Source organism: Comamonas sp. JUb58 (genome assembly GCF_004364775.1).
Lineage (GTDB): Bacteria > Pseudomonadota > Gammaproteobacteria > Burkholderiales > Burkholderiaceae_C > Comamonas.
This window is the reverse complement of sequence record NZ_SOAL01000011.1, coordinates 164,503-191,487: the sequence shown is the minus strand read 5'-3', so window position 1 is coordinate 191,487 and position 26,985 is coordinate 164,503. Positions and strand designations below refer to the sequence as shown.

The window sequence follows — 26,985 nt, the reverse complement described above, 5'->3', positions numbered from 1 at the left end:
ATGCCCAGCTCCCCTCCTCCCGTATCCGATCCAGTCGCAGACAGCGACGCAGAATTCTCGCTGCGCCGCATTGCCGTGGCGGCCTTTGGCCCCTCGCTGCTGTTTGGCATTGGCGAAGGTGCGGTGCTGCCGGTCATCGTGCTGATGGCACGCGATCTCGGCGCTTCGGTGCCGATTGCAGCGCTGGTGGTGGGGCTGGTCAGCATTGGCTCCTTGCTGAGCAATATCCCGGCATCGCTGATCACTGCCCGTTGGGGTGAGCGCTGGGCGATTGTGGCCGCGGGCCTGTGGAGCGCCATCGGCATGGGCATCTGCCTGGCCACCCACCAGCTCTGGCTGTTTGCGCTGGGCTGCCTGATGGTGGGCATGTCGCAGGCGGTCTACAACCTGGCGCGGCAAAGCTATCTGACCGAGGCCGTGCCCGTGTCCTACCGCGCCCGAGCTCTGTCCACCCTGGGTGGCGTGATGCGCATTGGCATGTTCATCGGCCCCTTCATTGGCGCCTGGGCCATGCATACCTGGGGTCTGCATGCTGCCTTTGCGGTGGGCATTGTGGGCGTGCTCTGCGCGGCAGCCATTGGGCTGCGTGTGCCGGATCTGGCAGCCCCCAGCGCGCTGCCGGGCCAGCCGGTGCCGACCGAGGCACCGTCCATCGCCGGCATCCTGCGCGATCACCACCGGCTGTTTCTCACCCTGGGCATGGGCGTGCTGCTGGTCAGCGCCGTGCGCGCCTCGCGCCAGGTGGTCATTCCGCTGTGGGCCGACCATTTGGCACTGGCGCCTGCAGCGGCCTCGCTGGTCTACGGGCTGGCCGGCGCCATCGACATGCTGGTCTTCTACCCCGCCGGCCAGCTGATGGATCTAAAAGGCCGGCGCTGGGTGGCCGTGCCGTCGATGCTGGTGATGGGTACTGCGATGCTGTTAATGCCGTTGACCGGCAGCGTGACGACCTTGCTGCTGGCCGCCATGGCGCTGGGCTTTGGCAATGGCATTGGCTCAGGCCTGATCATGACCTTGGGGGCCGACCACGCACCGCGCCATGCCCGGGCGCATTTTCTGGGGTTATGGCGCCTGGCGGCCGATCTGGGCTCATCGCTGGGGCCGGCACTGCTGTCGTTTCTTGCTGGTAGCCTGTCGCTGGCCAGCGGCATCGCCTGTATTGGCTTGCTGGCCTGGGGCGCGGCGGCTGCGCTGGCGCGCTGGATACCGCCGGCCAAGCGCTGATCCGCGCCCAACTAGGGGTGCGAATGGGCCTTAGCGCTTACCAGACAACAGGTTCCGGCTCCAGCTGGATACCAAAGCGCTCATAGACGCTGGTCTGGATGGCCCGCGCCAATGTCACCACCTCACCACCGGTAACGCTGCCCTCCCCCGCGCCCAGGTTGACGAGCACCAGTGCCTGGCGGTCATAGACACCGGCCTTGCCAATGCTCTTGCCGCGCCAGCCGCAGGCATCAATCATCCAGCCCGCAGCCAGCTTGATGCTGCCATCGAGCATCGGGTAGTGCACGATCTTGGGTTCGCGCGCGATGATGTCCTCGCACTGGTCGGCAGTGACCTGAGGGTTCTTGAAAAAGCTGCCAGCATTGCCGATCTGCGCCGGATCGGGCAGCTTGGCGCGGCGGATCTCGACCACCCAGTCAAAAATATCCTGGGCCGTGGGCTGCGCAATGCCTTTTTCGGCCTGCTTGCGGGCCAGGTCCAGGTAGCCCAGCTCGGGCTTCCAGTCCTTGGCCAGGCGCAGCCGCACATGGGTGATGACGGCACGGCCCGCCAGGCCCATGCCACGGGGCTCGGCCACGCCGGTGGCGCGGGCAATCATCGTCAATGGCATGGTCTCGGCCGGCGCATGCTTGAACACCGAATCCCGGTAGCCAAACGCGCACTGCGCGGCCTGCAGGCTGAAGTGTTCGCCATTGCTCAGGTCGATGGCATCGAGCGAGTCAAAGCGGTCTTGCAGCTCCACGCCATAGGCGCCAATGTTCTGTACGGGCGCAGCGCCTGCAGTGCCGGGGATGAGCGCCAGGTTCTCCAAACCGGGGTAGCCCTGGGCCAGGCTCCAGGCCACCACCTCGTGCCAGACTTCACCGGCACCGACCTCGATGATGTAGTGCTTGTCGGTCTCTTCGACCAGGCGCTTGCCCATGATTTCCATCTTGAAGACGGTGGGCTCGACATCGCCGGTGATGACGATATTGCTGCCGCCCCCCAGCACCACCACCTGGCGGCTGGCGCCCAAAGGGGGCTGGGCCAGAAAATCACGGATATCTTGCGGGGCCTGCACGCGCACCAGGTTCATGGCCCGCGCCATGATGCCAAAGGTGTTGTATTGCTGCAGCGGGGCATTTTTCTCGACTAACATCGGTAGATTGTCGCACTTGTCGCGACCCACTCAGGCGCTCAGCCTGGCCTGCAAGGAGAGTATTTATGCCATCGTTTGACACGGTTTGCGAAGCCGACTTCGTCGAGGTGAAAAACGCTGTTGAGAATTCCGCCAAGGAAATTGGCACCCGTTTCGACTTCAAGGGAACGTCGGCCGGGATCGAGCTCAAGGACAAAGAGATCATCATGTACGGCGATGCCGACTTCCAGCTGGTGCAGGTCGAAGACATCCTGCGCAACAAGCTGACCAAGCGCAATGTGGATGTGCGCTTTCTGGACAAGGGCGATGTGCAAAAGGTCGGCGGCGACAAGGTCAAGCAAGTGATCAAGGTGCGCAACGGCATTGAGCAGGAGCTGGCCAAGAAGATCCAGAAGCTCATCAAGGACAGCAAGATGAAGGTGCAAGCCGCCATCCAGGGCGATGCCGTGCGCATCACCGGCGCCAAGCGCGACGATCTGCAAGCAGCGATGGCGCTGCTGAAGAAAGACGTAACCGACGTGCCAGTGTCGTTCAACAACTTCCGCGACTGATCCGCCTTCGATCAAAACAAACAGGCCGCGCTGCATGGATTGCAGCGCGGCCTGTTTTTATGGCGCTTACCCTTTTAGAACTGGTAGTTCGCGCTTAGCAAAGCACCACGCGGCGTTCCGGGCATGCTGCTGCTGCGCCAGTATTCCTTGTTGGTCAGGTTGGAAACCGCCAGGGTAACGGTCCAGGGCGCGGCGCGCCAGCCCACCAGGCCATCCCAGCGGGTGTAGCCAGGCACGCGGCTGGTGTTGGCGTCGTTGGTGTAGCGGGCGCTGGTGTGGGTCACACCCAGCTCGGCATACCAGTTGCCTGCAGGCGCATAGCGCAGGAAGACATTGCCATTGCGGCGCGCGGTGTTGGCCAGGTAATTACCTTCCAGCGCGGGATTGGCCTTGTTCTCGGTGACCTTGGCGGCCATGATGCCGACGCCGCCACGCACATACCAGAACGGTGCCACACGGCCGGCCGCGCTGAACTCGATACCGCGCGAGCGCTCCTTGCCACGCACCGCCCAGGTGAAGGGGTCGTTGTCCGGATCGGGGCGGTAGCGGATGTTGTAGTGCTCCAGCTGGTAGACGGCCAGCTGCGTGGACAGCGCGCCATCGAGCCAATCGCTCTTCACACCCATTTCGAACTGCTGCGAATGCTGAGGTTCATCGTCCAGCACCGCGCCAGCGCCCGTCTCAACCGACAGCATGCCCCGGCCGCCATAGGGCGAGAAGCTGCGGCTCCAGGACGCATACAGGCTGTGCTCGCGCACCGGCTGCCAGACCAGGCCGGCGCGGGGGCTGACCGAGTTGCCGTCGGTGCTGCGGCTGGCGTTGTTCAGCTGGTTGGTGCTGTTGAACTCAAAGTTGTCATAGCGTGCACCCAGCAGCAACTTCCATTGGTCGCTCAGGCTGACCAGATCCTGCACATACAGTGCGCGGGCCGTACCTTTGTGCAGGTTGTGCTGCGATGGCGCGCCTTGGGGCGGACGCACGGCATCGAATACCGGGTTGTTCGGGTCGATGTAGCCATTGCTGTTGGCGGTGCTGAAGAGGCGCGGCGCGCGCTCTTCCTCGCTGTGCTCCACGCCCAGCAACAGCTCATGGCGCATGCCGGCCAGGTCGAGCTTGCCGGTCAAATCCACGGTGTGGGTGGTGGTGCGGTTCTCGGTTTGCTGCCAGGCATAGCTTTGGCGCAGCAGGCCGGGGTTGGCGCACTTGGCGCCCGCCGGGGTCAGGCCCTGGGGGTTGCAGTAGGTGCCGCCAAAGTAGTGGTCAAAGTCCTGGCTGGCTTCGCGCTTGCTGGCCACCCAGCGCACACTCCAGGCCTTGTTGAACTCATAGGACAGGTCCGAACGCAGCACGCGCAGGCGGTCCTCGACAAAGTCGCCCGGCTGGGCAAAGCCCTGGCGCAGCGACATGCCGGGCGGCATCTGGTCGTAGGAAGGCCCCCGGTCCGGCACGCGCCAGACATTGTCATAGGTGTACTGGCCGGTCCAACGCAGGCCCGTGCGCGTATCCACCAGGATGCTGGGCGAGACCATCTCGTTGCGGTTGCGGATGCCGCTGCGAAAGCTGTGTGCCTGCTCGCGATCGGCCGTCAGGCGCATGACCACATTGGGGCTGATCACCCGGTTGATGTCGATGGTGCCGCCCACGTTCTCCCAGGAGCCACCACGCAGGGTCACGCTGCTGACGCCATCAAAGCGCGCCTGCTTGCTGACCATGTTGACGACGCCACCGCCAGCGCCACGGCCATACAGCACCGAGGCCGGGCCTTTCAGAATCTCGATGCGCTCCACATTGGCGGTGCTGCGGCGCACCTGGCCGGATTCGCGCACGCCATCACGGTAGATGTCACCGCTGTCGGCATTGAAGCCCCGGATCATCACACCCTCACCGCGCATGTCATAGCTGGTGTTGACGCCCGGCACGCCATCGAGCATGACCGACAGGTCATTGATGCCGTAGCTCTTGTACTTGTTGACTTCCAAGGTGTCGATGGTCTGCGGGATGTCCTTGGGCGCCATATAGGTCTTGGTCGCCGTGGTCACGCCTTCGGGGCGCACATCATCGGGGTCGAACTGGTCGGCTGAGACCTGGACCGTTGGCAAGGTGTGCTCTTGCGCCATGGCCGGCATCGCTGCCAGCATCAACAGCGCGGCGACGGACAGGCCGGCGCGCTCGCCTCTTGTACGCGCGAGCGTCTCGCTGCGAAGGGCTTGGATCATTGAAAACTCCTGAAACAATAATTCCGCTTGGTTAACGGCTTGTAAATTTGAGTCAGGAATGCTAATGATAACGATTATCAACAGCAATACATTAACCCTCAGCGTGCACTTACTTTTCCCAAAAAACAACGGGCTAGGCTTTCGTCAAAAAATAAATCCCGGTTTTTAGGCCCTGGCGCTTCGTTTACGATGTAAAGCAATCTGCCTGCCAGGGGCCGCCGCTAGACTTCGCAGTGCTGCCCAAGTGCCTACACCACCACGCTGCCCCGCTACCTATGAAGCCTTCGCTCTCCATGCCCTGCTCCGCACCTCCCCTTCTGCACCGCTGGCTGTTGGCCTTGGCCCTGTGCGGCAGCGCCATTGGGGCGGCCCATGCACAAGATGCGCCCGAAGGCCCCCGCTCGGTGGCGCTGGCCGGCATTCTGGGCGACAAGGCCTTGCTGGTCATTGATGGCCGGGCGCCCAAGGCCGTGGCTGCGGGTAGCAGTTACCAGCAGGTGCAGGTCCTCAAGGTCCAGGATGGGCAGGCACAGGTCAGCATTGCCGGCGTCGCGCATAGCCTGCGCATGGGCGAATCGCCCGTCAGCGTGGCCGATGCGGCGCTGCCCGTCAGCAACACCGGCCGCATCGTCTTGGCAGCCGATGCCACCGGCCACTTCATGACGGCCGGCATGATCAATGGCAAGGCCACGCGCTTTCTGGTCGATACGGGGGCCACGACGGTCAGCTTGGGGATGAGCGAGGCGCTCAAGCTGGGCATTGACTACAGCAAGGGCCGCCCGGTGCACATGGGCACCGCCAATGGCGTCAGCAATGGCTGGCATCTCAAGCTGAGCAGCGTGCGTATTTCCGACGTAGAGCTGCGCAATGTGGATGCCGTGGTCACTTCCGCCAACATGCCCTATGTGCTGCTGGGCAACAGCTTTCTCAATGCCTTTGAGATGAAGCGCGCCGGCCCACAGATGACCTTGGACCGGATCAAATAGCGGCGCTGAATGCCACCAAAACAAAAGGGCTGAACCCGCGATGGTGTTCAGCCCTTTTTTGCTGTCTGCCCGAGGGCAGCGCGACGCATTACTTGCTTTTCTTTTGGCCCAGCTTGGATTCCTTGCCTTCCACCAGGCGCTGGATGTTGAGCTTGTGGCGGTAGACCAGCAAGGCCGACATGGCCAGAATCGCGACAAAGATCTCGGCATGGAAATCCCAGAGCTCGCCGCCGATGAGGATATAGAACACGGGCGCCAGCACCGCCGCAACCAGCGACGACAGCGACGAATAACGCCAGATGGCCGCCACGGCCACCCAGGCCAGCAAGGTGAGCAAACCCAGCCAGCCGCTAAAGCCCAGCAGCACGCCCAGCGCGGTGGCCACGCCTTTGCCGCCTTCAAACTTGAAGAACACCGGCCAGAGATGGCCCAAAAATGCCGCAATGCCCACCAGCGCGATGGTGCCCTCTTCCAGCCCATAAGGCTTGCCAAACCAGGCCACCAGCGCCACCGGCAGCCAACCCTTGGCGGCATCCAGCAGCAAGGTCACCACAGCAGCCGCCTTGCTGCCCGAGCGCAGCACATTGGTGGCACCCGGGTTTTTGCTGCCATAGGTGCGCGGGTCACTCAGGCCCATGGTGCGGCTGACGATCACCGCAAACGACAGCGAACCGATAAGGTAGGCCAGGATGGTGGCCAGGATGGAATAAACGGTACTCAAATTGCTCCCCTTGTCTGCGCGCCTGGACGGCCGGCGCACACTGGTGTATCTAGGTCAAAAACAGGCATCATTCTGCCAGCGCGCATTGCACCGGCTGGGCACCCAGCACCTCAACGCATGCTTTGGGGTCGATCTGCACCAAAAAACCACGGCGCCCGCCGTTGATGGCGATACGCGGCAGCGCCAGAATCGTCTCCTGGATATAGACCGGCATGGCCTTGCGCAGGCCAAACGGCGAGGTACCGCCCACCAGGTAGCCGCTGTGGCGGCTGGCCACCTCGGGCGTGCAGGGCTCAATGCTCTTGGCGCCAATCTGGCGTGCCAGGCTCTTGGTCGACACCTTGCAGTCGCCATGCATCAGCACGATCAGCGGCTTGGCATCCTGGTTCTGCATCACCAGGGTCTTGACGACCACATGCTCATCCAGCCCCAACTGGCGGGCCGACTCGGATGTGCCGCCGTGCTCCACATACTCGTAGGGATGCTCGGTAAACGCCACCTTGTGCGCTTTCAAGAACTGGGTGGCCGGCGTTTCGCTGATATGGTTTTTTTTGCTCATGGCTGGAGAGGTCGCGGCAGATGCCGCACAAAATCTGCCCCTATTGTCTCGAAAAATTGGGCGGGGGCGCCGCCAAGCATAGCGGCCTTCGCAACGCCAAAGGCCCTGGTTTGCACCAGGGCCTGCGGGTCATAGCCGTCATCAGTCCGTCAACGGCCCGTGAACGGCCCGTGAACGGCCATTAAGGGACCATCCAGCTTATTGCGCCGGATCGCCCAGCGCCCAGCGCAGTGCGTCGATCTCTTGCAGCAAGGCCTCGGACAGCTGCGTGCCCCAGACATTGAGGTCTTCGTCCAGCTGCTCCATGGTGCGCACACCGATGATGGTGCTGCCCACCTGCCATTTGCTGTAGCAAAACGCCAGGGCCAGTGCGGCGGGGGTCAGGCCATGGTCGCGGGCCAGCTGGTTGTAGCGCTTGGCCGCGTCCAGGGCCTCAGGGCGGCCCCAGCGCTGCTTGCGCACTGATTCATAGCTGGCAATGCGTGCGCCCTGCGGTGCCTGGGGGCCGGTGATGCCGCTGTCGTCGTATTTGCCGGTCAGCAGGCCAAAGGCCAGCGGCGAATAGGCCAGCAGCGACACGCCCAGGCGGTCGCAGGTTTCGTCCAAGCCGTTTTCCCAGCTGCGGTTGATGAGGCAGTACGGGTTTTGCACGCTGGCCACGCGCGGCAGGCCATGCTGCTCGGCCAGGCGCACAAACTCGTGCACACCGTAGGGCGTTTCGTTGGACAGACCAATGTGGCGGATCTTGCCCGCCTTCACCAGACCAGCCAGCGCCTGCAGCTGCTCACCAATCGTCGTCTCGCTGGTTTCCTTTTTGGGGTCGTAGTAGAGATTGCCGAAGGCGGGCACATGGCGCTCGGGCCAGTGGATCTGGTAGAGGTCGATCACATCGGTCTGCAGGCGGCGCAGGCTGGCATCGCAGGAGGCCACGATGTCGGCCGCCGTCATGCCCTTGCCTTCGCGCACCCAGGGCATGCCCCGCGATGGGCCTGCCACCTTGCTGGCCAGCACCACCTTGTCGCGCTGGCCGGGGTTGGCCTTGAACCAGTTGCCGATGATGGTCTCGGTGGCACCAAAGGTTTCGGCGCGCGCGGGCACCGAATACATCTCTGCCGTGTCCCAAAAGTACACGCCACGCTCCAGCGAATGGCTGAGCATCGCATGCGCATCGGCTTCGCTCACTTGCTCGCCAAACGTCATCGTGCCCAGGCAAATGGGCGATACCTTCAAATCACTGCGGCCAAGTTGGATGTCTTGCATAAGAAAAATTCAGCGGTGTCGGTCAAAAAACCAAGTGTAAAAGCATTTTTTGACACCTCGCTGGCCATGGCCGCCATCAGTGGCGAGCAGCCGGTAGGTGATAGATGACATCGCAGACACCCGCGCAGCGCTGTATTGAGGGACATGCTGCTGTCAAGCGCGAATGCGCCGTCTTTTGATCTGAATCAGCGGCCAACATCCCGTAAGTTCTATCGAAGCTTGGTCTCTTAGTATTTACAAAAAACTATCGAAATCATTATTTCGTTCAATACAGATACCGAGACCGCGCACGATGATCCAGCCTCACAGCCTCCACAGCCACCCTCCGCCCTGGCCCCGTTCGAACAAGCCGCGCGCGCCCAGACCCACCATCGGCAAAAGCCTGCCTACGCCTTGTACCGAAGCCCATTGCCGGCAGTGCGCGGGCCACGGCAGACAAGCACGGGCCTCCAGCGGCATGTCGCCATATGCGCACGACAATGACTGCGCCCAGGCAAGCATCATTCCCCAAGGCATCATCCATTGCATGCTTTGCGATACCAGCGGACACTCCCATGGCACCGTCCGGCTCATCTTTGAACCCCAGAGCCCCCTCCACTTCCGCCCAGGCCAGACACTGCGGGTGCTGCTGCCAGGGGGATGTGGCCCCGACATTCTCATCACCTCTCCCCCCAGCAATGCCGGCGTGATGCATGGCAAGCTGCTGCTCACACCGGGCGAGCCGCTGCCGGCCCAGTTTGGCCCTGATGCGGCGTTTGGGCTGATGTTCCAGGTCTGTCTGCGCCACAAGACCCGCTCCAACTGATGCAGCCAAGCCAGCCACTACGGTCACTGTCTCGCCTGCGCCCCCAGCCCGGCCGGGCCGCTTCTACAATGCAGCAGCCCTATGACCAACGCCCTAGCTCTGAGCGACGCCCTGCGATCGCGCATCCACAGCCGTCTGCAGCACTTTGCCGCCCAGCCGATGACCGGCAGCGCCCAGTCCCAGGCTGCGGTAGCCTTGGTGCTGCTCGACGAAGGCCCGGGCGCCGGGCTCGAAGGTATGCAGCAGCCCGCCCAGTGGAGCACGGAGGCCGCTTTGCTGCTGACCCGCCGCGCGCTGCACTTGCGCAACCACCCCGGCCAATGGGCACTGCCCGGTGGCCGCATCGAGGCGGGTGAGATCGCCGAGCAAGCCGCCTTGCGCGAGCTGCACGAAGAAGCAGGCCTGCTGCTCCCGCCCAGCCAGGTGCTGGGCTGTCTGGATGATTACGCGACGCGATCAGGCTTTGTCATTACCCCGGTGGTGGTGTGGGCCGGCGCCACGGCCGAGCTGCAGCCCAACCCCGATGAAGTGGCCAGCGTGCACCGCATCCCGCTGGCCGAGCTGCTGCGCAGCGATTCTCCGATGCTGGAGCAAACCGATGCCTCACCGCACCCGGTACTGCGCATGCCCATGGGCAAGAGCTGGGTGGCCGCACCCACGGCTGCATTTTTGTACCAGTTCCGCGAGGTTTGCCTGCGTGGCCAGCCCACCCGCGTAGCGCATTTTGACCAACCCCGCTTTGCCTGGAAGTGAGCCCTGCCCCGATCGCCGCCGCAAACGCCGCGCAGCGGGAGCAAAAACATTATTTATCAAGCATATGCCCTAAAGCACCACTGGCCGGCCAAGCCCTGCCAGCATGCGACAATAGCAGGCTAGACCGCAATAATAGGACACAGTGACATGGAAGCAGAACGCATCAACCAAATCGGCAACACCCTCGAAGACCTGTCCAGCCGGACAGAAGAGCTTCGGAGGTATCTTTGACTACGATGCAAAGTACGAACGACTGCGCACGGTAAACGCCTCGCTGGAAGACCCCAGCGTCTGGAACGATCCCAAGAAGGCTCAGGAGCTGGGCAAGGAAAAGAAGGCACTCGACTCCGTCGTGCTGACCTTGCAAAAGCTGAGCAGCGAGCTGGCGGACAACACCGAGCTCTTCGAGATGAGCAAGGAAGAAGGCGATGACGCCGGGCTGGAAACCATCGAAGCCGAGGCTGCCAAGCTGCGCCCGCTGATCGAGGAGCTCGAGTTCCGCCGCATGTTCCGCAATGAGGCCGATCCGCTCAACTGCTTTGTCGACATCCAGGCCGGCGCCGGTGGCACCGAGGCTTGCGACTGGGCCAGCATGCTGCTGCGCCAGTACCTCAAGTACGCCGAGCGCAAGGGCTTCAAGGCCACCGTCGAAGAAGAAACCCCGGGCGACGTCGCCGGCATCAAGAGCGCCACGATCAAGATCGAGGGCGAGTACGCCTTTGGCCTGCTGCGCACTGAAACCGGTGTGCACCGCCTCGTGCGCAAGAGCCCGTTTGACTCGTCAGGTGGCCGCCACACCAGCTTCTCGTCGCTGTTTGTCTACCCCGAGATTGATGACTCCATCGAGATCAACATCAACCCCTCGGATGTGCGTACCGACACCTACCGTGCCTCCGGCGCGGGTGGTCAGCACATCAACAAGACCGACTCGGCCGTGCGCCTGACCCACATCCCGACCGGCATCGTCGTGCAGTGCCAGGATGGCCGTAGCCAGCACAGCAACCGCGATGTGGCCTGGCAGCGCCTGCGCTCCAAGCTCTATGACTTTGAAATGCGCAAGCGCATGGAAGAGCAGCAAAAGCTGGAAGACACCAAGACCGATGTGGGCTGGGGCCACCAGATCCGCAGCTACGTGTTGGACAACAGCCGTATCAAGGACCTGCGCACCAACGTCGAAGTCTCCGCCACCCAAAAGGTGCTGGACGGCGACCTGGACGTGTTCATCGAAGCCTCGCTCAAGCAAGGCGTTTAAAAACCTGTGGCCCACCCCATGCAGCGCGCCCTCCCCGCCGCGCATGCGGTGTGCCACAGCCCTCTATCGATTGGCTGGACCTCCCAGCCGATACGGACCTGAAGACAAGCCCAATGCCTGCGATCGAAGCCCTGATTTTTGACATGGACGGCACCATGGTCCACTCGATGCCCTGGCATGCCCAGGCCTGGGTGGAATACGCACGCCGCCACGCCATGGATCTGGATGTGCCCGCCTTCATGGCGCAAACCACCGGCAAGAACGCCTTTGAATGCGCCTGCGCGCTGATGGGCCGCACGGTGAGCGCCGAAGAGAGCGAGCGCATCACCGCCGAGAAGGAAGGCATTTACCGCGAGCTGTTTGCCGCCCACTTCTGCGCGGTCGATGGCTTTGCGCGCTTTCATGCCCAGGCACGAGACATGGGCCTCAAAGTGGCCATTGGCACCGCGGGCGACCAGGACAATGTACGCTTTGTGCTGGACAACCTGCAGATGCAGCCCCCGGCACAGGCGATTGCGCGTGGCGACGAGGGCCTGCCCGGCAAGCCCCACCCCGATATTTTTCTGAAGGCGGCCGAGCGCCTGGCGATAGACCCGGCCGCCTGCATCGTGTTTGAAGATGCGCCGCACGGCATTGAAGCGGCGCGGCGCGCCGGCATGCGTGCGGTGGGCATTGGCACCACGCACGATGCACAGCAACTCAGCGGCCCCCATGTATTGGCATGGGCGCCCGATTTCTCGACCCTGCTCAACAACCAATTTTTGGAGAAGCTCCATGATGCGTGAAGGACAAGCACACACCGTGTACCGCGCCGACTACCAGGCCCCGGCATGGTGGATTGATACGGTCGATCTGACTTTTGACCTGGACCCGGCCAAGACGCGCGTGCTCAACAAGATGCGCATTCGCCGCAACCCCGATGTGCCAGCCCAGCCGCTGCACCTCAACGGTGACGAGCTGAACCTGGCCCGCGTGATGGTCAATGGCGCCGCCTCTTCGTTCAAGATGGACGGCTCGGACCTGGTGCTGGAGAACCTGCCCGAGGGCAGCGACCCGGTGGACCTGGAGATCTTCACCACCTGCATGCCCGAGAAGAACACCAAGCTGATGGGCTTGTACACCAGCAATGGTTCGTTTTTCACGCAGTGCGAGGCCGAGGGCTTTCGCCGCATCACCTATTTCCTGGACCGTCCCGATGTGATGGCCATGTACACCGTGACCTTGCGCGCCAACAAGGCCCAGTTCCCGGTTCTGCTGTCCAACGGCAACCTGGTCGAGCAAGGCGACTTGCAAGGGCCTGGCAACGAAGGCCGCCACTTTGCCAAGTGGGTCGATCCGCACAAAAAGCCCTGCTACCTGTTTGCACTTGTGGCCGGCAACCTCGTCGCCCGCGAGCAAAAGATCAAGAGCCGCGCCGGCAACGAACACTTGCTGCAGGTCTTTGTGCGCCCCGGTGATCTGGAAAAGACCGAGCACGCGATGAACTCGCTGATGGCCTCCATCGCCTGGGACGAAGCCCGCTTTGGCCTGAGCCTGGACCTGGACCGCTTCATGATCGTCGCCACCAGCGACTTCAACATGGGCGCGATGGAGAACAAGGGCCTGAACATCTTCAACACCAAGTACGTGCTGGCCAGCCAGGCCACTGCGACCGATGCCGACTACGCCAATATCGAGTCGGTGGTGGGCCACGAGTACTTCCACAACTGGACGGGTGACCGCGTCACCTGCCGCGACTGGTTCCAGCTCTCGCTCAAGGAAGGCCTGACCGTCTTCCGCGACCAGGAGTTCAGCATGGACATGGCCGGCAGCGCCTCGGCCCGCGCCGTCAAGCGCATTGACGATGTGCGCGTGCTGCGCACCGTGCAGTTCCCCGAGGACGCCGGCCCCATGGCCCACCCTGTGCGCCCGGACAGCTACCTCGAAATCAACAACTTCTACACCGTCACCATTTACGAAAAAGGCTCGGAAGTGGTGCGCATGCAGTCCACCCTGGTTGGCCGCGAAGGCTTTGCCAAGGGCATGAAGCTCTACTTTGAGCGCCATGACGGCCAGGCCGTGACCTGCGACGACTTTGCCCAGGCCATTGCCGATGCCAACCCCGGCTCGCCGCTGGCCCAGCACCTGCCGCAGTTCAAGCGCTGGTACAGCCAGTCGGGCACGCCACGCGTGGCCGCGCAAGGCGTGTACGACGCAGAAGCGCAGACCTACACCCTGACGCTGACCCAGTCCTGCCCGCCCACCCCGGGCCAGCCTGGCAAAGAGCCCTTTGTGATCCCCGTCACCCTGGGCCTGCTGGCAGACGACGGCCGCAGCCTGCCGCTGAACATCCGCCCCAGCCAGGCGCTCAGCAGCATCGCCCACAGCACCACCAACCACACCGTGGTGCTGACCGAGGAATCGCACACCATCGTCTTCGACGGTGTCGAGCAAGCCCCTGCCCCATCGCTGCTGCGCAACTTCAGCGCGCCCGTGGTGCTGCAGATCGAAGAGAGCGATGACGCGCTCCTGCACCTGCTGGCCCACGACGAAGACGCCTTCAACCGCTGGGAAGCCGGCCAACGCCTGGGCCTGCGCTTTGCGCTGCAAGCCATTGCTGCACGCAGCGCCGCCGGTGCCGATGCCGCTGCGCCGCAAGCCAATCTGCTGCCCGCATCCTTCGTGCAAGCCATGCGCGACGTACTGCGCGATCCGCAGCTGGATGCCGCCTTCAAGGACCTGGCGCTGACCGTGCCGTCCGAAGGCTATATCAGCGAACAGCTCGACCAGGTTGACCCACAAACCGTGCACGCGGTGCGCGAAGCCATGCGCCAGCAACTGGCCACCGAGCTCGCCGCCGACTGGGCTTGGGCTTACGACGAATGCAGCCACACCGGCGCCTATGTGCCCGACGCGGTAAGCGCCGGCAAGCGCGCACTGGCCGGCCATGCGCTGCTGATGCTCTGCGTTGCCGCCCGTGAATCGGGCGACAAGGTCTGGCCTGGCAAGACCCTGCAGCGCTACAAGGATGCGGGCAACATGACCGACCGCTACAACGCCTTGAGCGCGCTGGTGGTGAGCGGCAGCCCGCTGGCTGAGTCCGCCATCCAGAGCTTCCACCAGATGTTCAAGAACGACGAGCTGGTGCTGGACAAGTGGTTTGCGCTGCAAGCCAGCGCACCAGACCTGAACGGCAGCGCCCTGCCCGCCGTGCGCGCGCTGATGAAGCAGCCCGACTTCAACATCAAGAACCCCAACCGCGCCCGCAGCGTGATCTTCAGCTACTGCAACGGCAACCCCGGTGGCTTCCACCGCGCCGATGGTGCTGGCTACGCCTTCTGGGCCGAGCAGGTGGTGGCGCTCGACGCCTTCAACCCGCAAGTCGCTGCCCGCCTGGCCCGCGCGCTGGACCGTTGGAAGAAGCTGCCCGAGCCCTACCGCAGCGCAGCGGGCGACGCGATTGCCAAGGTCGCTGCCAAGCCCAAGCTCAGCAACGATGTGCGCGAAGTGATCACCCGCGCCATGGCAGACTGATGCGCCTGGGCATGCGCCAACAGCTGCTGGCCCAGGGCATGGCCGCCCTGGCCGGCCTGGCTGCAGCCATGCCCTTGCTGGCCTCCGCACAAACCGGCGGCAACGCCAGCGCAGTGGCCACATCCCCGGCCGATGCTGCCCTGCCCACCACGGGCAACAATAATTTTGAAAAGCGCTTTGCGCCGCTCTACGCCGCCGTGTTCAGCGAAGGCGGACGCTTTAGCGGCAGTGCGATGAGCGCTGACCTGCAAGCGCTTGAACCGATACTCAAGCGCACCAAGGCGCCGGCGCTGGATTTTTTCCGGCTGTACTACACCCAGGCCACCCTTTTCAACCGCCGCGGCATGCCGTCTGAGGCGGGCCTGGCAGCGCAGAAGGCCATCACGGCCATGCCCAAGCCCAGCGATCCGCAATGGGCCTACCCGCATCTGGAGCTGAGCATTGCCAGCGTCCGCTGGTTGGCAGAAGGCGAGCGCTATGAGGCGGCACTGAAACAGGTGCAGACCCTGGCCGTGCGCTACCCGCTGCAGCAGGTGGCCAAACTGCCCACGCAGATGCGCTGGGACAACAGCACACCCATCCCGCAGGCTGCCGACTACCCCACGCAGCTGCAGGTACTGGGCATCTACGAAGACCTGGGCTATGTGCTGCATGAGCAAGGCCAGTACCGCCAGGCGCTGCAAGCCAACCAGCGGCTGCTGCCCGTGGCCCGCGAGCGCCTGCAAGCGATGGGCGAGACCCCGCGCCTGCGCGGCCTGCTGGCCAACCTGGCGCAGAACAGCTACATGCTCGGCCAGGTGGACGCCGCCCGCAACTACCTGCAGGAGCGCCTGCAGATCGCCCTTGGCGCGGGCGACCACGCCACCGTGTACGACAGCTACTTTCAGCTGATGGTGCTGGCCCATGAACAAAATGACCCGCAGCAAGCGCGGCAGTGGCTCAGCACTTATGCGCAATACGCCCGCGCCCAGGGACACAGCGACCAACTGGCCCGCGCCCAACAGCTGCGCGACGAGCTGATCGGCCGCGAAGCAGCGCCCCCGCCGCAACCGCCAGCCCCACAGCCAGCGCGCCAGCCCAAGCGCTGAGCCGACCCAGATTGACCAAGTTTGAAGGAGTTCCACCCATGAAGAAAAACATCACCCTCAGCCGCTACCTTGTCGAGCAGCAACGCGTAGACGGCCTCATCCCCGCCCAGTTGCGCCTGCTGATCGAAGTGGTGGCCCGCGCCTGCAAGCGCATCAGCCATAGCGTCAACAAAGGCGCGCTGGGCGATGTGCTGGGCACCGCCGGCAGCGAGAACGTGCAAGGCGAAGTGCAGAAGAAGCTGGACATCATCGCCAACGAAGTGCTGATCGAAGCCAATGAATGGGGTGGCCACCTGGCCGCCATGGCCTCCGAAGAGATGGACAGCATCTACCTGGTGCCCAACCGCTATCCGCAAGGCGAATACCTGCTGATGTTCGACCCGCTCGACGGCTCGTCCAACATCGATGTGAACGTGTCCATCGGCACCATCTTCAGCGTGCTCAAAAAGCCCGAAGGCCACCCTGGCGTGACCGAAGACGACTTCCTGCAGGCAGGCGCCCAGCAAGTGGCCGCCGGCTACTGCGTCTACGGCCCGCAAACTACGCTGGTGCTGACCTTTGGCGACGGCGTCGCCATGTTCACGCTGGACCGCGAGCAAGGCAGCTTTGTGCTGACCCAGGAGAACGTGCGCATCCCCGAAGACACCAAGGAATTCGCGATCAACATGAGCAACATGCGCCACTGGGATGAACCGGTGAAGCGCTATGTGGACGAATGCCTGGCCGGTGTGGAAGGCCCCCGCAACAAGGACTTCAACATGCGCTGGATCGCCTCGATGGTGGCCGACGTGCACCGCATCCTCACCCGTGGCGGCGTCTTCATGTACCCCTGGGACAAGCGCGAACCCAACAAGCCCGGCAAGCTGCGCCTGATGTACGAAGCCAACCCCATGAGCTGGCTGGTAGAACAAGCCGGCGGCGCCGCCACCAATGGCCGCGAACGCATCCTCGACATCCAACCCACCAAGCTGCACGAGCGCGTCAGCGTGGTCCTGGGCTCGAAGAACGAGGTCGAGCGCATCACCCGCTACCACACGGAAGCATAAATTCCGCAATTTGGTCTGAGAGCCAAAATTTCACGCTATAATTTCTCTCTAACGCCGGTGTAGCTCAGTCGGTAGAGCAGCTCATTCGTAATGAGAAGGTCGGGTGTTCGATTCATCTCTCCGGCACCAAGTCAGTAAAAAGCCCGCTATCTTTTAGATAGCGGGCTTTTTTGATCTTATCAGCCCACCGGCAATCACTAGGCACTTTTGCCAAAACAATTCCGACTGCCAGTGAGCAAAACGAGCATGAATGCGGCAAGGGATACGGATGCGTCAATTGCCACTCTGCTGATTTTTTAACTACCGTCGGTCACCAGCCTCGCGCACAGTTGTGGACTCACGTACATTTAGAAAATCCCGATCAAATCATATCTCCATAGCTTGCATGATATTTTTCCGCGGCTCGAGGTGAGCCAGAAAATCCTATAAGTCAACTTGATCTGACCCAGATTTTCATCAAAGATTTTAGTGCAGCATAAAAGGCAGCAGATGACTGATTGCAGCTCAATTAAGTCTTTATCACGTTTGCATTTTTTGGCATAGCATGCTTTTTGCCCACCAATTGGCTGACGAGATTAGCGCTTGCACCAACTTCAGCTACTACACGCTCCAAGACGAATACGAGCGATATGCACGCCTTTCGAGCAAGGCGAAAGCCGGCCTAAAGCTCACCACAGGCGTCATTTTATGAGCAAGTCGAAACACTACATTCTTCCTTCTGAAAGAGGCGCCAGCGGTGTTAAGATATCTGTCATTTTGTCAATGTTCCTATTGCGTCTATGAATCAACGCATTGGATACGCTCGCGTATCGACCAATGATCAGCGCCTAGACCTGCAGCGCTACGCGCTCAAGCAGCCTGATTCCCGCGCGATCAACGAAGAAGCGTCTAGCAGCAAGAATACAACGAGCCTAGAACTTGAACGGTGCCCTAAACAACTACGCGCAGGAGGCACCTCTGGGGTGTGGCGTCTGAATCGACTCGGCCGCAGCTTGCCCTACTTGGTGCAGATCGGTGCCGACCTGGAGCGATGTGGAATTGGCCGTGAAAGCCTGACGGAGAAGATTGAAACAGGCAGTGAAGCCGGCAAACCGGTTTTACATAGCTTCTCAGCACTTGCGGAGTTTGAACATTGTTTGATCCGCGAGCGCTCGCAAATAGGGTCACCTGCAGCGCGAGCAAAGGGTCGGGTTAGTGACCGCAAACCAAAATTAACAGAGCATGGCGCAAGCGAAATTAAGGCGCTGCGGCGAGATCTAGATATTCAGATAGCGGAAGTTAGTAGACAATTTGGGGCATCAAGAACGACCGTGTACAAAAATATCGGAATCATCTACCCAAAAAAATTGGTTTAGGCAATTTACCTAAATTCTTGGTACAGATGGAAAATCAGTATGATTTCCGCATTTTTTTGATTTCAAAAATAGAACTGTTTGGAGAAGCCATGCTTGGCCTTAATTTGAGAGAAGAATTCCGAGGCAAGCGCCTCAAAGGCACCGCGATTGAGCTTTCCAATGACTCCAACACAGGGGCCACCCAGATCGCCGCACAGGCGTTCCTGGAGATCACCTACCCCACTCACGACCTGCTGAAGGGAATCGAAGCAGTAGGTCCCAACCAAGGGCGGCCAGTGGTCGTGATCGGCGAGCGCGGCCTTGGCAAGTCGCACTTGATGGCAGCGCTCTACCACGCAGTCAACGATGCCGCATCGACGGGCGCATGGCTCAACTCCTGGTCAAGCACGTTGGGGGACCCCGGCATCGGCAAGATCGCCCTGCGCGATGGCATGCTGGTCATAGGCGAGAGCCTACACCGGCAACGCTACAAGTTCCTATGGGACTTGCTGTTCGAGCGCCATCCGCGCGGCGAATTCATCAAGGGCAAGTGGGAAGGAATGGGCGCGGCTAAGACCGACATCCCCTCGGACAAGCTCATCATCGAGCTGCTTGAGCATCGGCCCGCGATGCTCCTTCTCGACGAATTCCAGACTTGGTTCGACGGCCTGACCAATACCAAGCAGTACCCCTGGAAGCAATGGGCGTTTAACTTTATCCAGATCCTGTCGGAGATTGCTAAAGAGCGCCCTGACCTCTTGGTGTTGGTGATCTCCGTGCGCAATGGTGGCAGCGATGCTTACCAGCAGGTGCACCGCGTCAACCCGGTGGCCATCGACTTCAAGGCGGGAGGTAATGCCGAGCGTATCCAGAAGGATCGAAGACGGATGCTATTGCATCGCCTGTTCGACAATCGTCTGCAAATTGCAGATGGAACCATCGAATCACTGACTGCGCAACACGTCTCTGAATATTTCCGCCTGTTGGATGTGCCGCCCGCCGAGCAGGATCGCAAGCGCCGTGAATTCACCGAGTCCTGGCCTTACGCGCCGCACTTGCTGCGCCTGCTTGAGGAACAGGTGCTGATCGCTACAGATGCCCAAGAAACGCGTGACATGATTCGCATCCTGGCCAACCTTTACAAAAGCCGGGGCCAAGCGGTGCCTGTGCTAACTGCCGCTGATTTCCGGCTGGATGACGATGCCTCTGGCATTGGAGCGCTCCTGGATTCAGTGTCTAACGAACACCACCGCACGCTGCGCGAAAAAGCGCAGCACAACATCATTTCGGTGACGGAGGCGGTGTACGACCACACCAACCTTGCCCCACACCTGCAAGAAATCTTGAGCGCGCTGTGGCTGCGTTCAATCGCCGTCGGCAACCTTGCCGGGGCCGAGCCTGCCACCTTGCAGGTGGATATCACCCGCAGCAAGCCAGTGGATGGCAATGCCTTTCAGGTCGAACTAGCGACCATTGTCGAAAACAGCTTCAACATCCACCAGGATGGCCCCCGCTTGGTCTTCCGCGAAGAAGAAAATCCTCGCGCCAAGCTGATGGCTTGCGCACGCAACGACAAGCTGTTCACCGATGGTTCCGATCAGTTGCAGCTTGCCAAGCAGGTGCGCTACGTCATCGGCGGCAGCGATGAGGTAGCTAAAACCTTCCGCGTGATCGTCCTGCCAAAATCGTGGCAAACCGATCCTTGGACATCGCTCGACCAAGCCGAGCAGCCGGAGCGCTGGGATGACCGGTTGCCCATTCTGGTGCTGCCCGAAGAACCGGAAAAACTTGACCAGACACTGGGCCGCTGGCTCAAGGACCACCTGCAAAAGCGCCGCAACACCATTCGCTTCTTGTTGCCCCGCGCAGGCTCCACCAACGCCTTTCAGGATCGCGACCTACTCATCTTTGCCCGCGCCGAAATGAAGGCGCAGGAATGGAGCGGGCAGAGCCCCGAATACAAAAAGCTTCACAAGGAATTTGAAGGCACGCTGCGCGAAAACCTGAAGATGCGTTTTGATCGGTTTGCCATCCTGCACCGCTATGACCACCAGAACCCGCAGCAATCCCTGTTCAGTACAGAACACCTAAGAATGCAAGGCGCACAAATCCCCGAGGGCATCGAGGAAAGGTTGACCAACGACCTTTTTGTTCCCGAAGATTTCGAAGACCTCGTTCTTGAAGCCGCCTCGGAGAACGCGCCTCTCAGCAAGCTACTGCTTGAACTGCAAGAGCCTCGCCCTGCGGGTCAGGATTGCATCCCCTGGCTGGGTGAAACCGCAATGAAGGAACGTATCCTGCGTTTGTGTGCCCGGGGCAAGATCGCCATCAACCTGCGTAATCTGGAGCACCTTCAAACCCACGCGGGCGAGGACGAGGAAACTGCGTGGCGGCGCTTGCGTTCCAAGCTCTCCTACACCGGGCGTCAGCTTAATGAAGTGTTTCTGCTGGAACCTTCGGCGGTGCCCGCGACCGGAGGCACCACGCCACCCGCACCGCAGACGCCTGCAGGTGGCAACGGCGGATCGGGCGGTGATACGTATGGTGGCGGCACGACCGCGCCGCCCATCTTCCCTTCCGGTGACGAAAACACCCCCGGCGGCGGTGTATCGCCGAATGGCGGCGACATCTTTGGTGGAGGGACAAATGCAACCACCAAATCGCGTACCCCGTTCTCTAATCCTGCAACTTCTCCGCTCAACCTCATCGGCAAGCTCGAAGGCTGGGGCATTGGCCCGGCCACGCCTGTAGCAGAAGTTTCGATCAAGGTGTCCGCTGGCCAAAACACGCAGATTACGGGCGCGCAGCTTAAGGAACTGCTTAAGAAGCTGCCTGATGGTATGACGTTCGAGTTGAGTCTTGAGAAGGAGGACAGCTGATGGCATTGGATGCGCAAACATTGCAGCGCCTGACCCATGACAGCCCGAAAGAGGCTTGGCGCTTCATTAGCGAACGGGCGCTGGAGATTGCATCCAAACCGCTGGCCGAAGGTAATGCCCCCAGCGAAGTGGTCAAGCGCGACCGCGAAATTGGCGAGCTCGATTTGTTCCTGGCCTCTAGCGGCTGGGATCTGTGGCGGGCCTTTGGTCAACCCGAAATCAGTGGTGTGGAGCGCACGTCAGACCGGCTTGCGCGTTGGTGGAGCGAACCCGGCTATGGCCATAGCGCCGCGCACGCCGTACTGATTTTGGATGCCCTCTCGCTGCGTGAGCTGCCCTGGCTGCTGCAAGGGGCCAAAGAGCGTGGATTCACCTTGCATACAGTGGCCGCTACAGCATCGGAGCTGCCCAGTGAGACCAATCCTTTCGCCCGCGCATTGGGGCTGAGCAGCCGCAGCCAGCTACAAGCCAACGGCGGTGGTTTGGCCCACAAGTTGCAACCGACGCAAACCGAAACCATCGACCTGCCGTGGAAGGACTGCGAAGGCTTGGTAGGCAACGCCTCGGGGGCGAAGAACTGGCTGTTCTGGCATCACTGGCCAGACGCGAAGCTGCACGACTACGGCGCTGGCCAAGGCCTGGAACTGCTGACAAAGGATGCCGCGCAGCAGCTTTCCAGTGACGACTTCTGGGCATTTGTCGAGCGCCTCGCCACGGGGCGGCGCTTGGTCATTACTTCGGATCACGGCTATGCTGCCACCGGTTACTTCCCCGATGCCGATGGTGAGGTGGCCTCGCACCTCAAGCAAACTTTTTCAAGCGGGCGCAGCAACGCGGGCAATGGCGACGCCGGCCCCTTCGTTCCTCCCGTCGCCTTGCAAATCGACAGCCCGCATGGCGCATACCTGCTGGCGCTGGGGCGCAGAAAGTGGCGCAGCCAAGGCGGGTACCCGACTTTGACGCATGGCGGTCTTTCACTGCTGGAAGTGTTGTCGCCCTTCGTTGAACTATCGAAGTAGGTCGATATGACAGCGGCCGAATTGCCAGAAAATTTTTTCGCAGAAATCCAAGGGATTTTTTGCAGAACCCCGGTGCTGCTCGTCTGCTCCGGCTTCTCCTGTGGCTATGGCCTGCCCGGCATGGGTGCTTTGGCAGAGCATTTGGCAACCGCTGTGCATCATGCCCTGTCCACCGACGGTGCAAAGAATGCATGGGGGCAATCAGTCAAAGCGATTAAAACAAATCTGGAGGCTGGCCTGAATGGCATTCCGCTTGGTATGGCGGAATGGGCAGAGATCGTATCAGTCATACGAGGAGAAACCGCGAAGCTGATCCTTGAGCGAGCCATCGCAGCACAGGCTGAAATCCTTGGTGAAAAGGTTGCCGGTGGCCATGCGCCGTCACGTTGCTCGAATCGCTTGTTTAGCGGCTCCCCGCAGAACACGGACAGCATCCATTTCATTACGACTAACTATGACACGTTGTTGGAGTTGTTTTGTGATCTGGCAGAAATCCCACTGGACACAAGGTATACGGGGTTCCGTCGGCGTAAGCGGCGTGCCCGGCCACTTTTCCAAACGCAGTACAGCCGCGTTCTGGTGTCAGCACGACCATTCTCAGTCAGTGCAGCAACATCATCAGCTTGCGCCTGGCTAACAAAACTGATCAGGCAGTGGTCGGGCAGCTCTTGCCAGAAAGTCTGGAGGGGCGCATGGAGGTGTTGCCGACGCTAGACGTGGGCGAGGCTGTGGTAGGTGGCGATGCGACCCTGCTGCCGACCCGTATCAAGATGGCTAAGCCCAAACACGAACCGCGCAGTGCAACGATCCCGTTCTGGACGCGCTGGGCCGCGCCGAAAGCAGAAATCGATTTGGTGGCTGCCGTAGAAAACATGCGCAGACAATCCCGCGCACAGGAAGATGAAGGAAACGCTTGAATGGCTACAAAGAAAGAACTACTCGCACAGCAGGTCGCAAAAGCCGTAGATGCGGGAAAGCCAGTCGCACTGGAAACCGTCGATTTCAACGACCCCAACCGCCCCAAGACCTGCCTGGAGGTGGATTTCCCGATCCTACCGGTCAATCAGGTGGCGATCATCGAAGGCAACGCGGGCAAGCCGATCTACCAGATGTCGAAGTGGTGGGCGCGGCGTCGCTCCAGCGTGTTTCGTTCGATGCTCATAGCGGCTGCCACCAAGGCTCCCGAGGACAAATCGCACGCGGCCAAGATGGTGTGGGACAACTACTACGCCAACCACCAGAAGAAAGGCGCGTTCAAGCACCTGAAGGTGGCCGACATCTTCATGGGTGGTGGCACCACGCTGGTGGAAGGCTCACGCCTCGGCATGCAGATGGTCGGCAACGACCTCAACCCAGTCGCATGGTTTGTGGTGAAGCAGGAACTGGCCAACGTCGATCTGGAGCAAGTGAAAAAGCTGCTCGCAGACATCGAGATCGAGGTCAAGCCGCAGATCGTGCCGTACTACTACTGCGACGGCCCGGAAGGTGAAAAAGGAACGTGGACGCACCTGCCAACCAAGAAGGCGATGCCTACTGACTTCGATCCGCTGACCATCCCGCGCAACGAGCGTAAGGATTACCGCTACCAAGGCCCGGAAATCATCTACACCTTCTGGGCCAAGCACGGCCCTTGTCAGGTGACGGGCTGCGGCCACCGCACGCCCATCATGACCAGCCCGGTGATGGCGATTAAGACACTCACTGTGAAGCATTGGGAGCACAGTTGTAGCAAATGCGGCTGCGAGTTCCACGTCGAGGAAAACCCAGTGCGGATGGCTCCCGATGTACCACTGTACGTGGCTCCTGATGAATACCCATACTCGGTGCTTGATCGTAAGAAGGGCGTGATCTGCCCGAAATGCGGTCACACCGCGATGGTGAATTTGGGTAAAGGAAAGAATAAGAAAGTCGAAGCCAGTTTGCTTGTGCATTCCGAATGGCTCGCGGGCAGTCCAAAACAGGATGCAAATGGCCAAGCGTTCGGTGGTTCCGTTCACGATGACGTCGATTCAACACGCCGGTGGGACGCGGAAAGAGCTGGCAAACTCAGATTGTTGGAAGTTCGTGGTGCTGTGCCGGATGACGTAACTTGTCCCGAAACCAAGATCACCTTCGCTTCGAATGCAGGTACTGTTCCCAAACGCTCGCACTTCGCTTGTGCAGCGTGCGGCACAGTCCAAGACCTTTTGGCGACAGTTAAGTCCTATGGAAAGGCTGCCCCCACTGCAGGTTATGCCATCCAGGGTTTTACCCCGACTGCGGCGGGCAGCACAGAGGGCTACAACGGCCGTTTTTTTGCTCCTTTTTCCCCGCGAGTCGCCAGCCAGTATGACGCGGCCGCATCTGAATGGGATTCACGCAAAGATGGTGATCTCGCGGAGTATTGGCCAAGAAGCTCGATTCCGATTGGTGCAGAGATTGGCCCCCACGATGTAGAAGGGCATCACTTCACCCACTGGTGGACGATGTTCAATCCCCGCCAAATGCTCGTTCATACGCAGCTACTGAAGGCAATTGTCACGCTGGGCGATTATTCATGGGAAACGCGAGAGTACGTACTGGGTGCATTCCAGCAGTATCTACGGAACCAGAACATGTTTTGTTTCTGGAATTCGGGCGCGGACAAGATGGAGCCCCACTACTCTCGAAATAGCTTTCACCCAAAGTTGACGGCTATCGAAAACAGCGTTTTCGGTACTCTTGGTCGCGGGAATTGGACTTCTTGCGCCGAGGGATGTGTTGAGGGTGAGGAATGGGTTAAAGCACCTTGGGAACTGGTAAGTCTCGAACAGCTTTCACGCACACATCCGGAGTTGGCGGGCCAATGTTCTGGAAAAAGCGAAAAAGCCTTTCCGGGCGATCCTGTCACGGGAGGTACTGTCTATCAAGGATCGTCCACCGAATTGAGTAAAGTTCCGAACGGAAGTTTGGACTTAGTCATAACCGATCCGCCCTTTGGTGATCTGGTTCAATATTCAGAGTTGGCAGATTTTTTTTACGTATGGCTTCGCCTCGTACTCCGGAAGCACTATCCAGACATCTATTCCGGTGAATACACGCCAAAAACTCTCGAGGCAGTCGCCAACAAGTTCCGCGAACCGGAAGATCCCAATGGCTTTTATCAGCGCCTATTAACTGAGTGCTGGCGTGAATCGCACCGCACGCTGAAGGTTGGAGGGATTCTGGCTTTCACGTTCCACCATAGCGAAGACGAACCATGGGTAGCGGTGCTCGAATCGCTGTTCGATGCAGGTTTTTATTTGGAGGCGACGTACCCGATCAGATCTGATGAAACCAAAGGTGATGGCCAATTTGGCTCACAAAAAGTCGAGTACGACATAATCCACGTCTGCCGCAAGCGCACCGAAGAGCCCAAGCCGGTGAGCTGGGGCCGGATGCGCCGCGAGGTGATGGCCGATGTACGCCAACTGCAAGCGATGCTGGAAAACCACGCCAAGGAAGGTCTGCCTGCGGCGGACATTCAGGTGATCCGGCGCGGTAAGGCGCTGGAGTACTTCTCTCGCCACTATGGCAAGGTTTATGTCGACGAGGGGCGCACCATCTCGGTCAAAGATGCACTGGTCGGTATCAACCAGCTCATCGACGAAGATGCCGAAAAGGGCAAGGAGCCGCCACCGGTGAATGCCGAGCCGATGACGCGCCAGTTTCTGCGTACCTTCGGGGCTGCGACTGAAATGAAGCGCGACCAATTGCAGAAATTCCTGCGCGGCACCATCACCACGCCGGATGACTTTGAGCAACGCGGGTGGTGCAGCGAGGTGAAGAAGGTGTTTACGCGCACCAATCCGCTCGATTTTGCCCGCGATTGGTCAGGCAAGCACAAGCGCAAACTCACCTCCGATCTTGATCAGGCGCTGGTGTTGATTGGTGCCTGTGTCGATGGCAGCGGCATCAATGCTTCGGACACTTTGAAGAACGATAACTTCAAACCGCACGTGGCGCTCAAGCCGCTGCTGGAATGGTTGCAGAAGAATGGCCCGGATCAAACCACCCGCAACGCGGCCTCGCGCGCGGTGTCGATCTTCACCACTTGGCAAGCCAGCCAGGCACCTAAGCCTCTGCAGGCTTCACTGTTTGATGACGATGGGGAGTATGCGTAATGAGGCAGGTGCTCGATACGGTGTGGCAACGGCGCGGCACCAGCTGGCTGTGGGATGAGGAAGCGCGCAATACAGTGTGCGCGGCGGGCGAGGTTTGGAGCCTGCGGCAGTTTTTGCAGGCGGCAGTCCCCGCTGCGCAGGGCTGGCCGGATGACCTGCCCAGCAACGGCGGGCAGACGTTGGTGGTGGCTGGGCTGGAGGGCAGCCTTGATTTGCTGGCTCCCGATCAGGCCGAAATCTGGCTGGGCGACACGATCAAACGCGCCATCCTGTCATTTCAGGATGCATATGCAGGCGAAGCAGCCTTGATCTTCTGGCTGCCCCAGGGCCAGGGCCGTTTGCGCGTGCAGGCTTCCACCGACGCAGTGACCTGGCTGTGCGAAGCGCCGCATCGGGGGCAACTACTGGACTTTGGGCGCCTTCTGTGGGGTGAGGCCAACGAGTACCCGCAGGAAATTTTGCTGCGCGAGGGCGCGAAAGCGGCCGGCCTGTTTCACCTGCGGATTACTTGAGGCTAGCG

General features: G+C 60.9%; 22 protein-coding genes and 1 tRNA gene. 18 read left to right on the top strand and 5 right to left on the bottom strand.

The annotated features are described in order from the left end of the window. Entirely contained in the window at window positions 1–1,224 is a 1,224-nt protein-coding gene (locus EDF71_RS13925) for an MFS transporter (RefSeq protein WP_133857173.1), read from the top strand. 37 nt (window positions 1,225–1,261) lie between these two features. Here EDF71_RS13925 and murB read toward each other — a convergent pair whose 3' ends face one another. Continuing rightward, window positions 1,262–2,362, bottom strand: coding sequence for a UDP-N-acetylmuramate dehydrogenase (gene murB / locus EDF71_RS13920; protein WP_133857172.1), 1,101 nt, complete (start codon window positions 2,360–2,362; stop codon window positions 1,262–1,264). A gap of 65 nt (window positions 2,363–2,427) precedes the next feature. Between murB and EDF71_RS13915 the strand changes: the two genes are divergently transcribed. Next, entirely contained in the window at window positions 2,428–2,913 is a 486-nt protein-coding gene (locus EDF71_RS13915) for a YajQ family cyclic di-GMP-binding protein (protein ID WP_133857171.1), read from the top strand. 74 nt (window positions 2,914–2,987) lie between these two features. Here EDF71_RS13915 and EDF71_RS13910 read toward each other — a convergent pair whose 3' ends face one another. Next, on the bottom strand, window positions 2,988–5,129 hold the full coding sequence (locus EDF71_RS13910) for a TonB-dependent siderophore receptor (RefSeq protein ID WP_133857170.1): 2,142 nt from the start codon (window positions 5,127–5,129) through the stop codon (window positions 2,988–2,990). Window positions 5,130–5,422: 293 nt separating this feature from the next. Between EDF71_RS13910 and EDF71_RS13905 the strand changes: the two genes are divergently transcribed. Then, window positions 5,423–6,115 carry a TIGR02281 family clan AA aspartic protease gene (locus EDF71_RS13905; RefSeq protein ID WP_133857209.1) on the top strand — a complete coding sequence of 231 codons (693 nt, stop codon included), beginning with the start codon at window positions 5,423–5,425 and terminating at the stop codon, window positions 6,113–6,115. An 88-nt stretch (window positions 6,116–6,203) separates the two neighbouring features. Here the strand turns inward: EDF71_RS13905 and plsY are convergent, their stop codons facing one another. From plsY to EDF71_RS13890, 3 genes are all read right to left on the bottom strand, one after another. Then, entirely contained in the window at window positions 6,204–6,836 is a 633-nt protein-coding gene (plsY, locus tag EDF71_RS13900) for a glycerol-3-phosphate 1-O-acyltransferase PlsY (protein ID WP_133857169.1), read from the bottom strand. Between the two features lie 67 nt (window positions 6,837–6,903). Next, window positions 6,904–7,395 carry a Cys-tRNA(Pro) deacylase gene (gene ybaK / locus EDF71_RS13895; RefSeq protein ID WP_133857168.1) on the bottom strand — a complete coding sequence of 164 codons (492 nt, stop codon included), beginning with the start codon at window positions 7,393–7,395 and terminating at the stop codon, window positions 6,904–6,906. 198 nt (window positions 7,396–7,593) lie between these two features. Next, window positions 7,594–8,655 (bottom strand): aldo/keto reductase, encoded by a 1,062-nt coding sequence (locus tag EDF71_RS13890; protein ID WP_133857167.1) that lies wholly within the window; start codon window positions 8,653–8,655, stop codon window positions 7,594–7,596. 457 nt (window positions 8,656–9,112) lie between these two features. Here EDF71_RS13890 and EDF71_RS13885 point away from each other — a divergent pair, with 457 nt between their 5' ends. From EDF71_RS13885 to EDF71_RS13815, 15 genes are all read left to right on the top strand, one after another. After that, entirely contained in the window at window positions 9,113–9,460 is a 348-nt protein-coding gene (locus tag EDF71_RS13885; protein ID WP_166656540.1) for a hypothetical protein, read from the top strand. 81 nt (window positions 9,461–9,541) lie between these two features. Beyond that, window positions 9,542–10,213, top strand: coding sequence for a CoA pyrophosphatase (locus EDF71_RS13880; RefSeq protein WP_133857165.1), 672 nt, complete (start codon window positions 9,542–9,544; stop codon window positions 10,211–10,213). A gap of 147 nt (window positions 10,214–10,360) precedes the next feature. Beyond that, a protein-coding gene (gene prfB / locus EDF71_RS13875) for a peptide chain release factor 2 (protein WP_133857164.1) occupies window positions 10,361–11,465 on the top strand; the annotation gives its coding sequence in 2 pieces (ribosomal slippage) (window positions 10,361–10,441 and window positions 10,443–11,465; 1,104 coding nt in all). Window positions 11,466–11,578: 113 nt separating this feature from the next. After that, complete coding sequence (locus EDF71_RS13870; protein ID WP_133857163.1) at window positions 11,579–12,250, top strand: HAD family phosphatase; 672 nt, start codon at window positions 11,579–11,581, stop codon at window positions 12,248–12,250. Beyond that, complete coding sequence (gene pepN, locus EDF71_RS13865; RefSeq protein ID WP_208301050.1) at window positions 12,240–14,978, top strand: aminopeptidase N; 2,739 nt, start codon at window positions 12,240–12,242, stop codon at window positions 14,976–14,978. The genes EDF71_RS13870 and pepN overlap by 11 nt, the downstream gene beginning before the upstream one ends. 11 nt (window positions 14,979–14,989) lie before the next feature. Further along, entirely contained in the window at window positions 14,990–16,066 is a 1,077-nt protein-coding gene (locus EDF71_RS13860; RefSeq protein WP_208301049.1) for a tetratricopeptide repeat protein, read from the top strand. Between the two features lie 38 nt (window positions 16,067–16,104). Next, on the top strand, window positions 16,105–17,112 hold the full coding sequence (locus tag EDF71_RS13855) for a class 1 fructose-bisphosphatase (protein WP_133857162.1): 1,008 nt from the start codon (window positions 16,105–16,107) through the stop codon (window positions 17,110–17,112). A 53-nt stretch (window positions 17,113–17,165) separates the two neighbouring features. Continuing rightward, window positions 17,166–17,241, top strand: a tRNA-Thr gene (locus EDF71_RS13850). Window positions 17,242–17,891: 650 nt separating this feature from the next. After that, the gene (locus EDF71_RS13845) at window positions 17,892–18,467 is read left to right on the top strand and encodes a recombinase family protein (protein WP_133857161.1); all 576 of its coding nucleotides are present in this window, start codon (window positions 17,892–17,894) and stop codon (window positions 18,465–18,467) included. A gap of 26 nt (window positions 18,468–18,493) precedes the next feature. Continuing rightward, complete coding sequence (locus EDF71_RS13840; protein ID WP_243854304.1) at window positions 18,494–21,325, top strand: DUF499 domain-containing protein; 2,832 nt, start codon at window positions 18,494–18,496, stop codon at window positions 21,323–21,325. After that, entirely contained in the window at window positions 21,325–22,344 is a 1,020-nt protein-coding gene (locus tag EDF71_RS13835) for a hypothetical protein (protein WP_133857160.1), read from the top strand. The genes EDF71_RS13840 and EDF71_RS13835 overlap by 1 nt, the downstream gene beginning before the upstream one ends. Window positions 22,345–22,350: 6 nt before the next feature. Then, entirely contained in the window at window positions 22,351–23,058 is a 708-nt protein-coding gene (locus EDF71_RS13830) for a hypothetical protein (protein WP_208301048.1), read from the top strand. Next, complete coding sequence (locus tag EDF71_RS13825; protein ID WP_208301047.1) at window positions 23,037–23,261, top strand: hypothetical protein; 225 nt, start codon at window positions 23,037–23,039, stop codon at window positions 23,259–23,261. The genes EDF71_RS13830 and EDF71_RS13825 overlap by 22 nt, the downstream gene beginning before the upstream one ends. Beyond that, window positions 23,262–26,465, top strand: a complete 3,204-nt coding sequence (locus EDF71_RS13820; RefSeq protein ID WP_133857159.1) for a DUF1156 domain-containing protein — start codon at window positions 23,262–23,264, stop codon at window positions 26,463–26,465. After that, window positions 26,465–26,977: a hypothetical protein gene (locus tag EDF71_RS13815; protein WP_133857158.1), complete on the top strand. Its 513-nt coding sequence runs from the start codon at window positions 26,465–26,467 to the stop codon at window positions 26,975–26,977. The genes EDF71_RS13820 and EDF71_RS13815 overlap by 1 nt, the downstream gene beginning before the upstream one ends. Window positions 26,978–26,985: the final 8 nt, after the last annotated feature.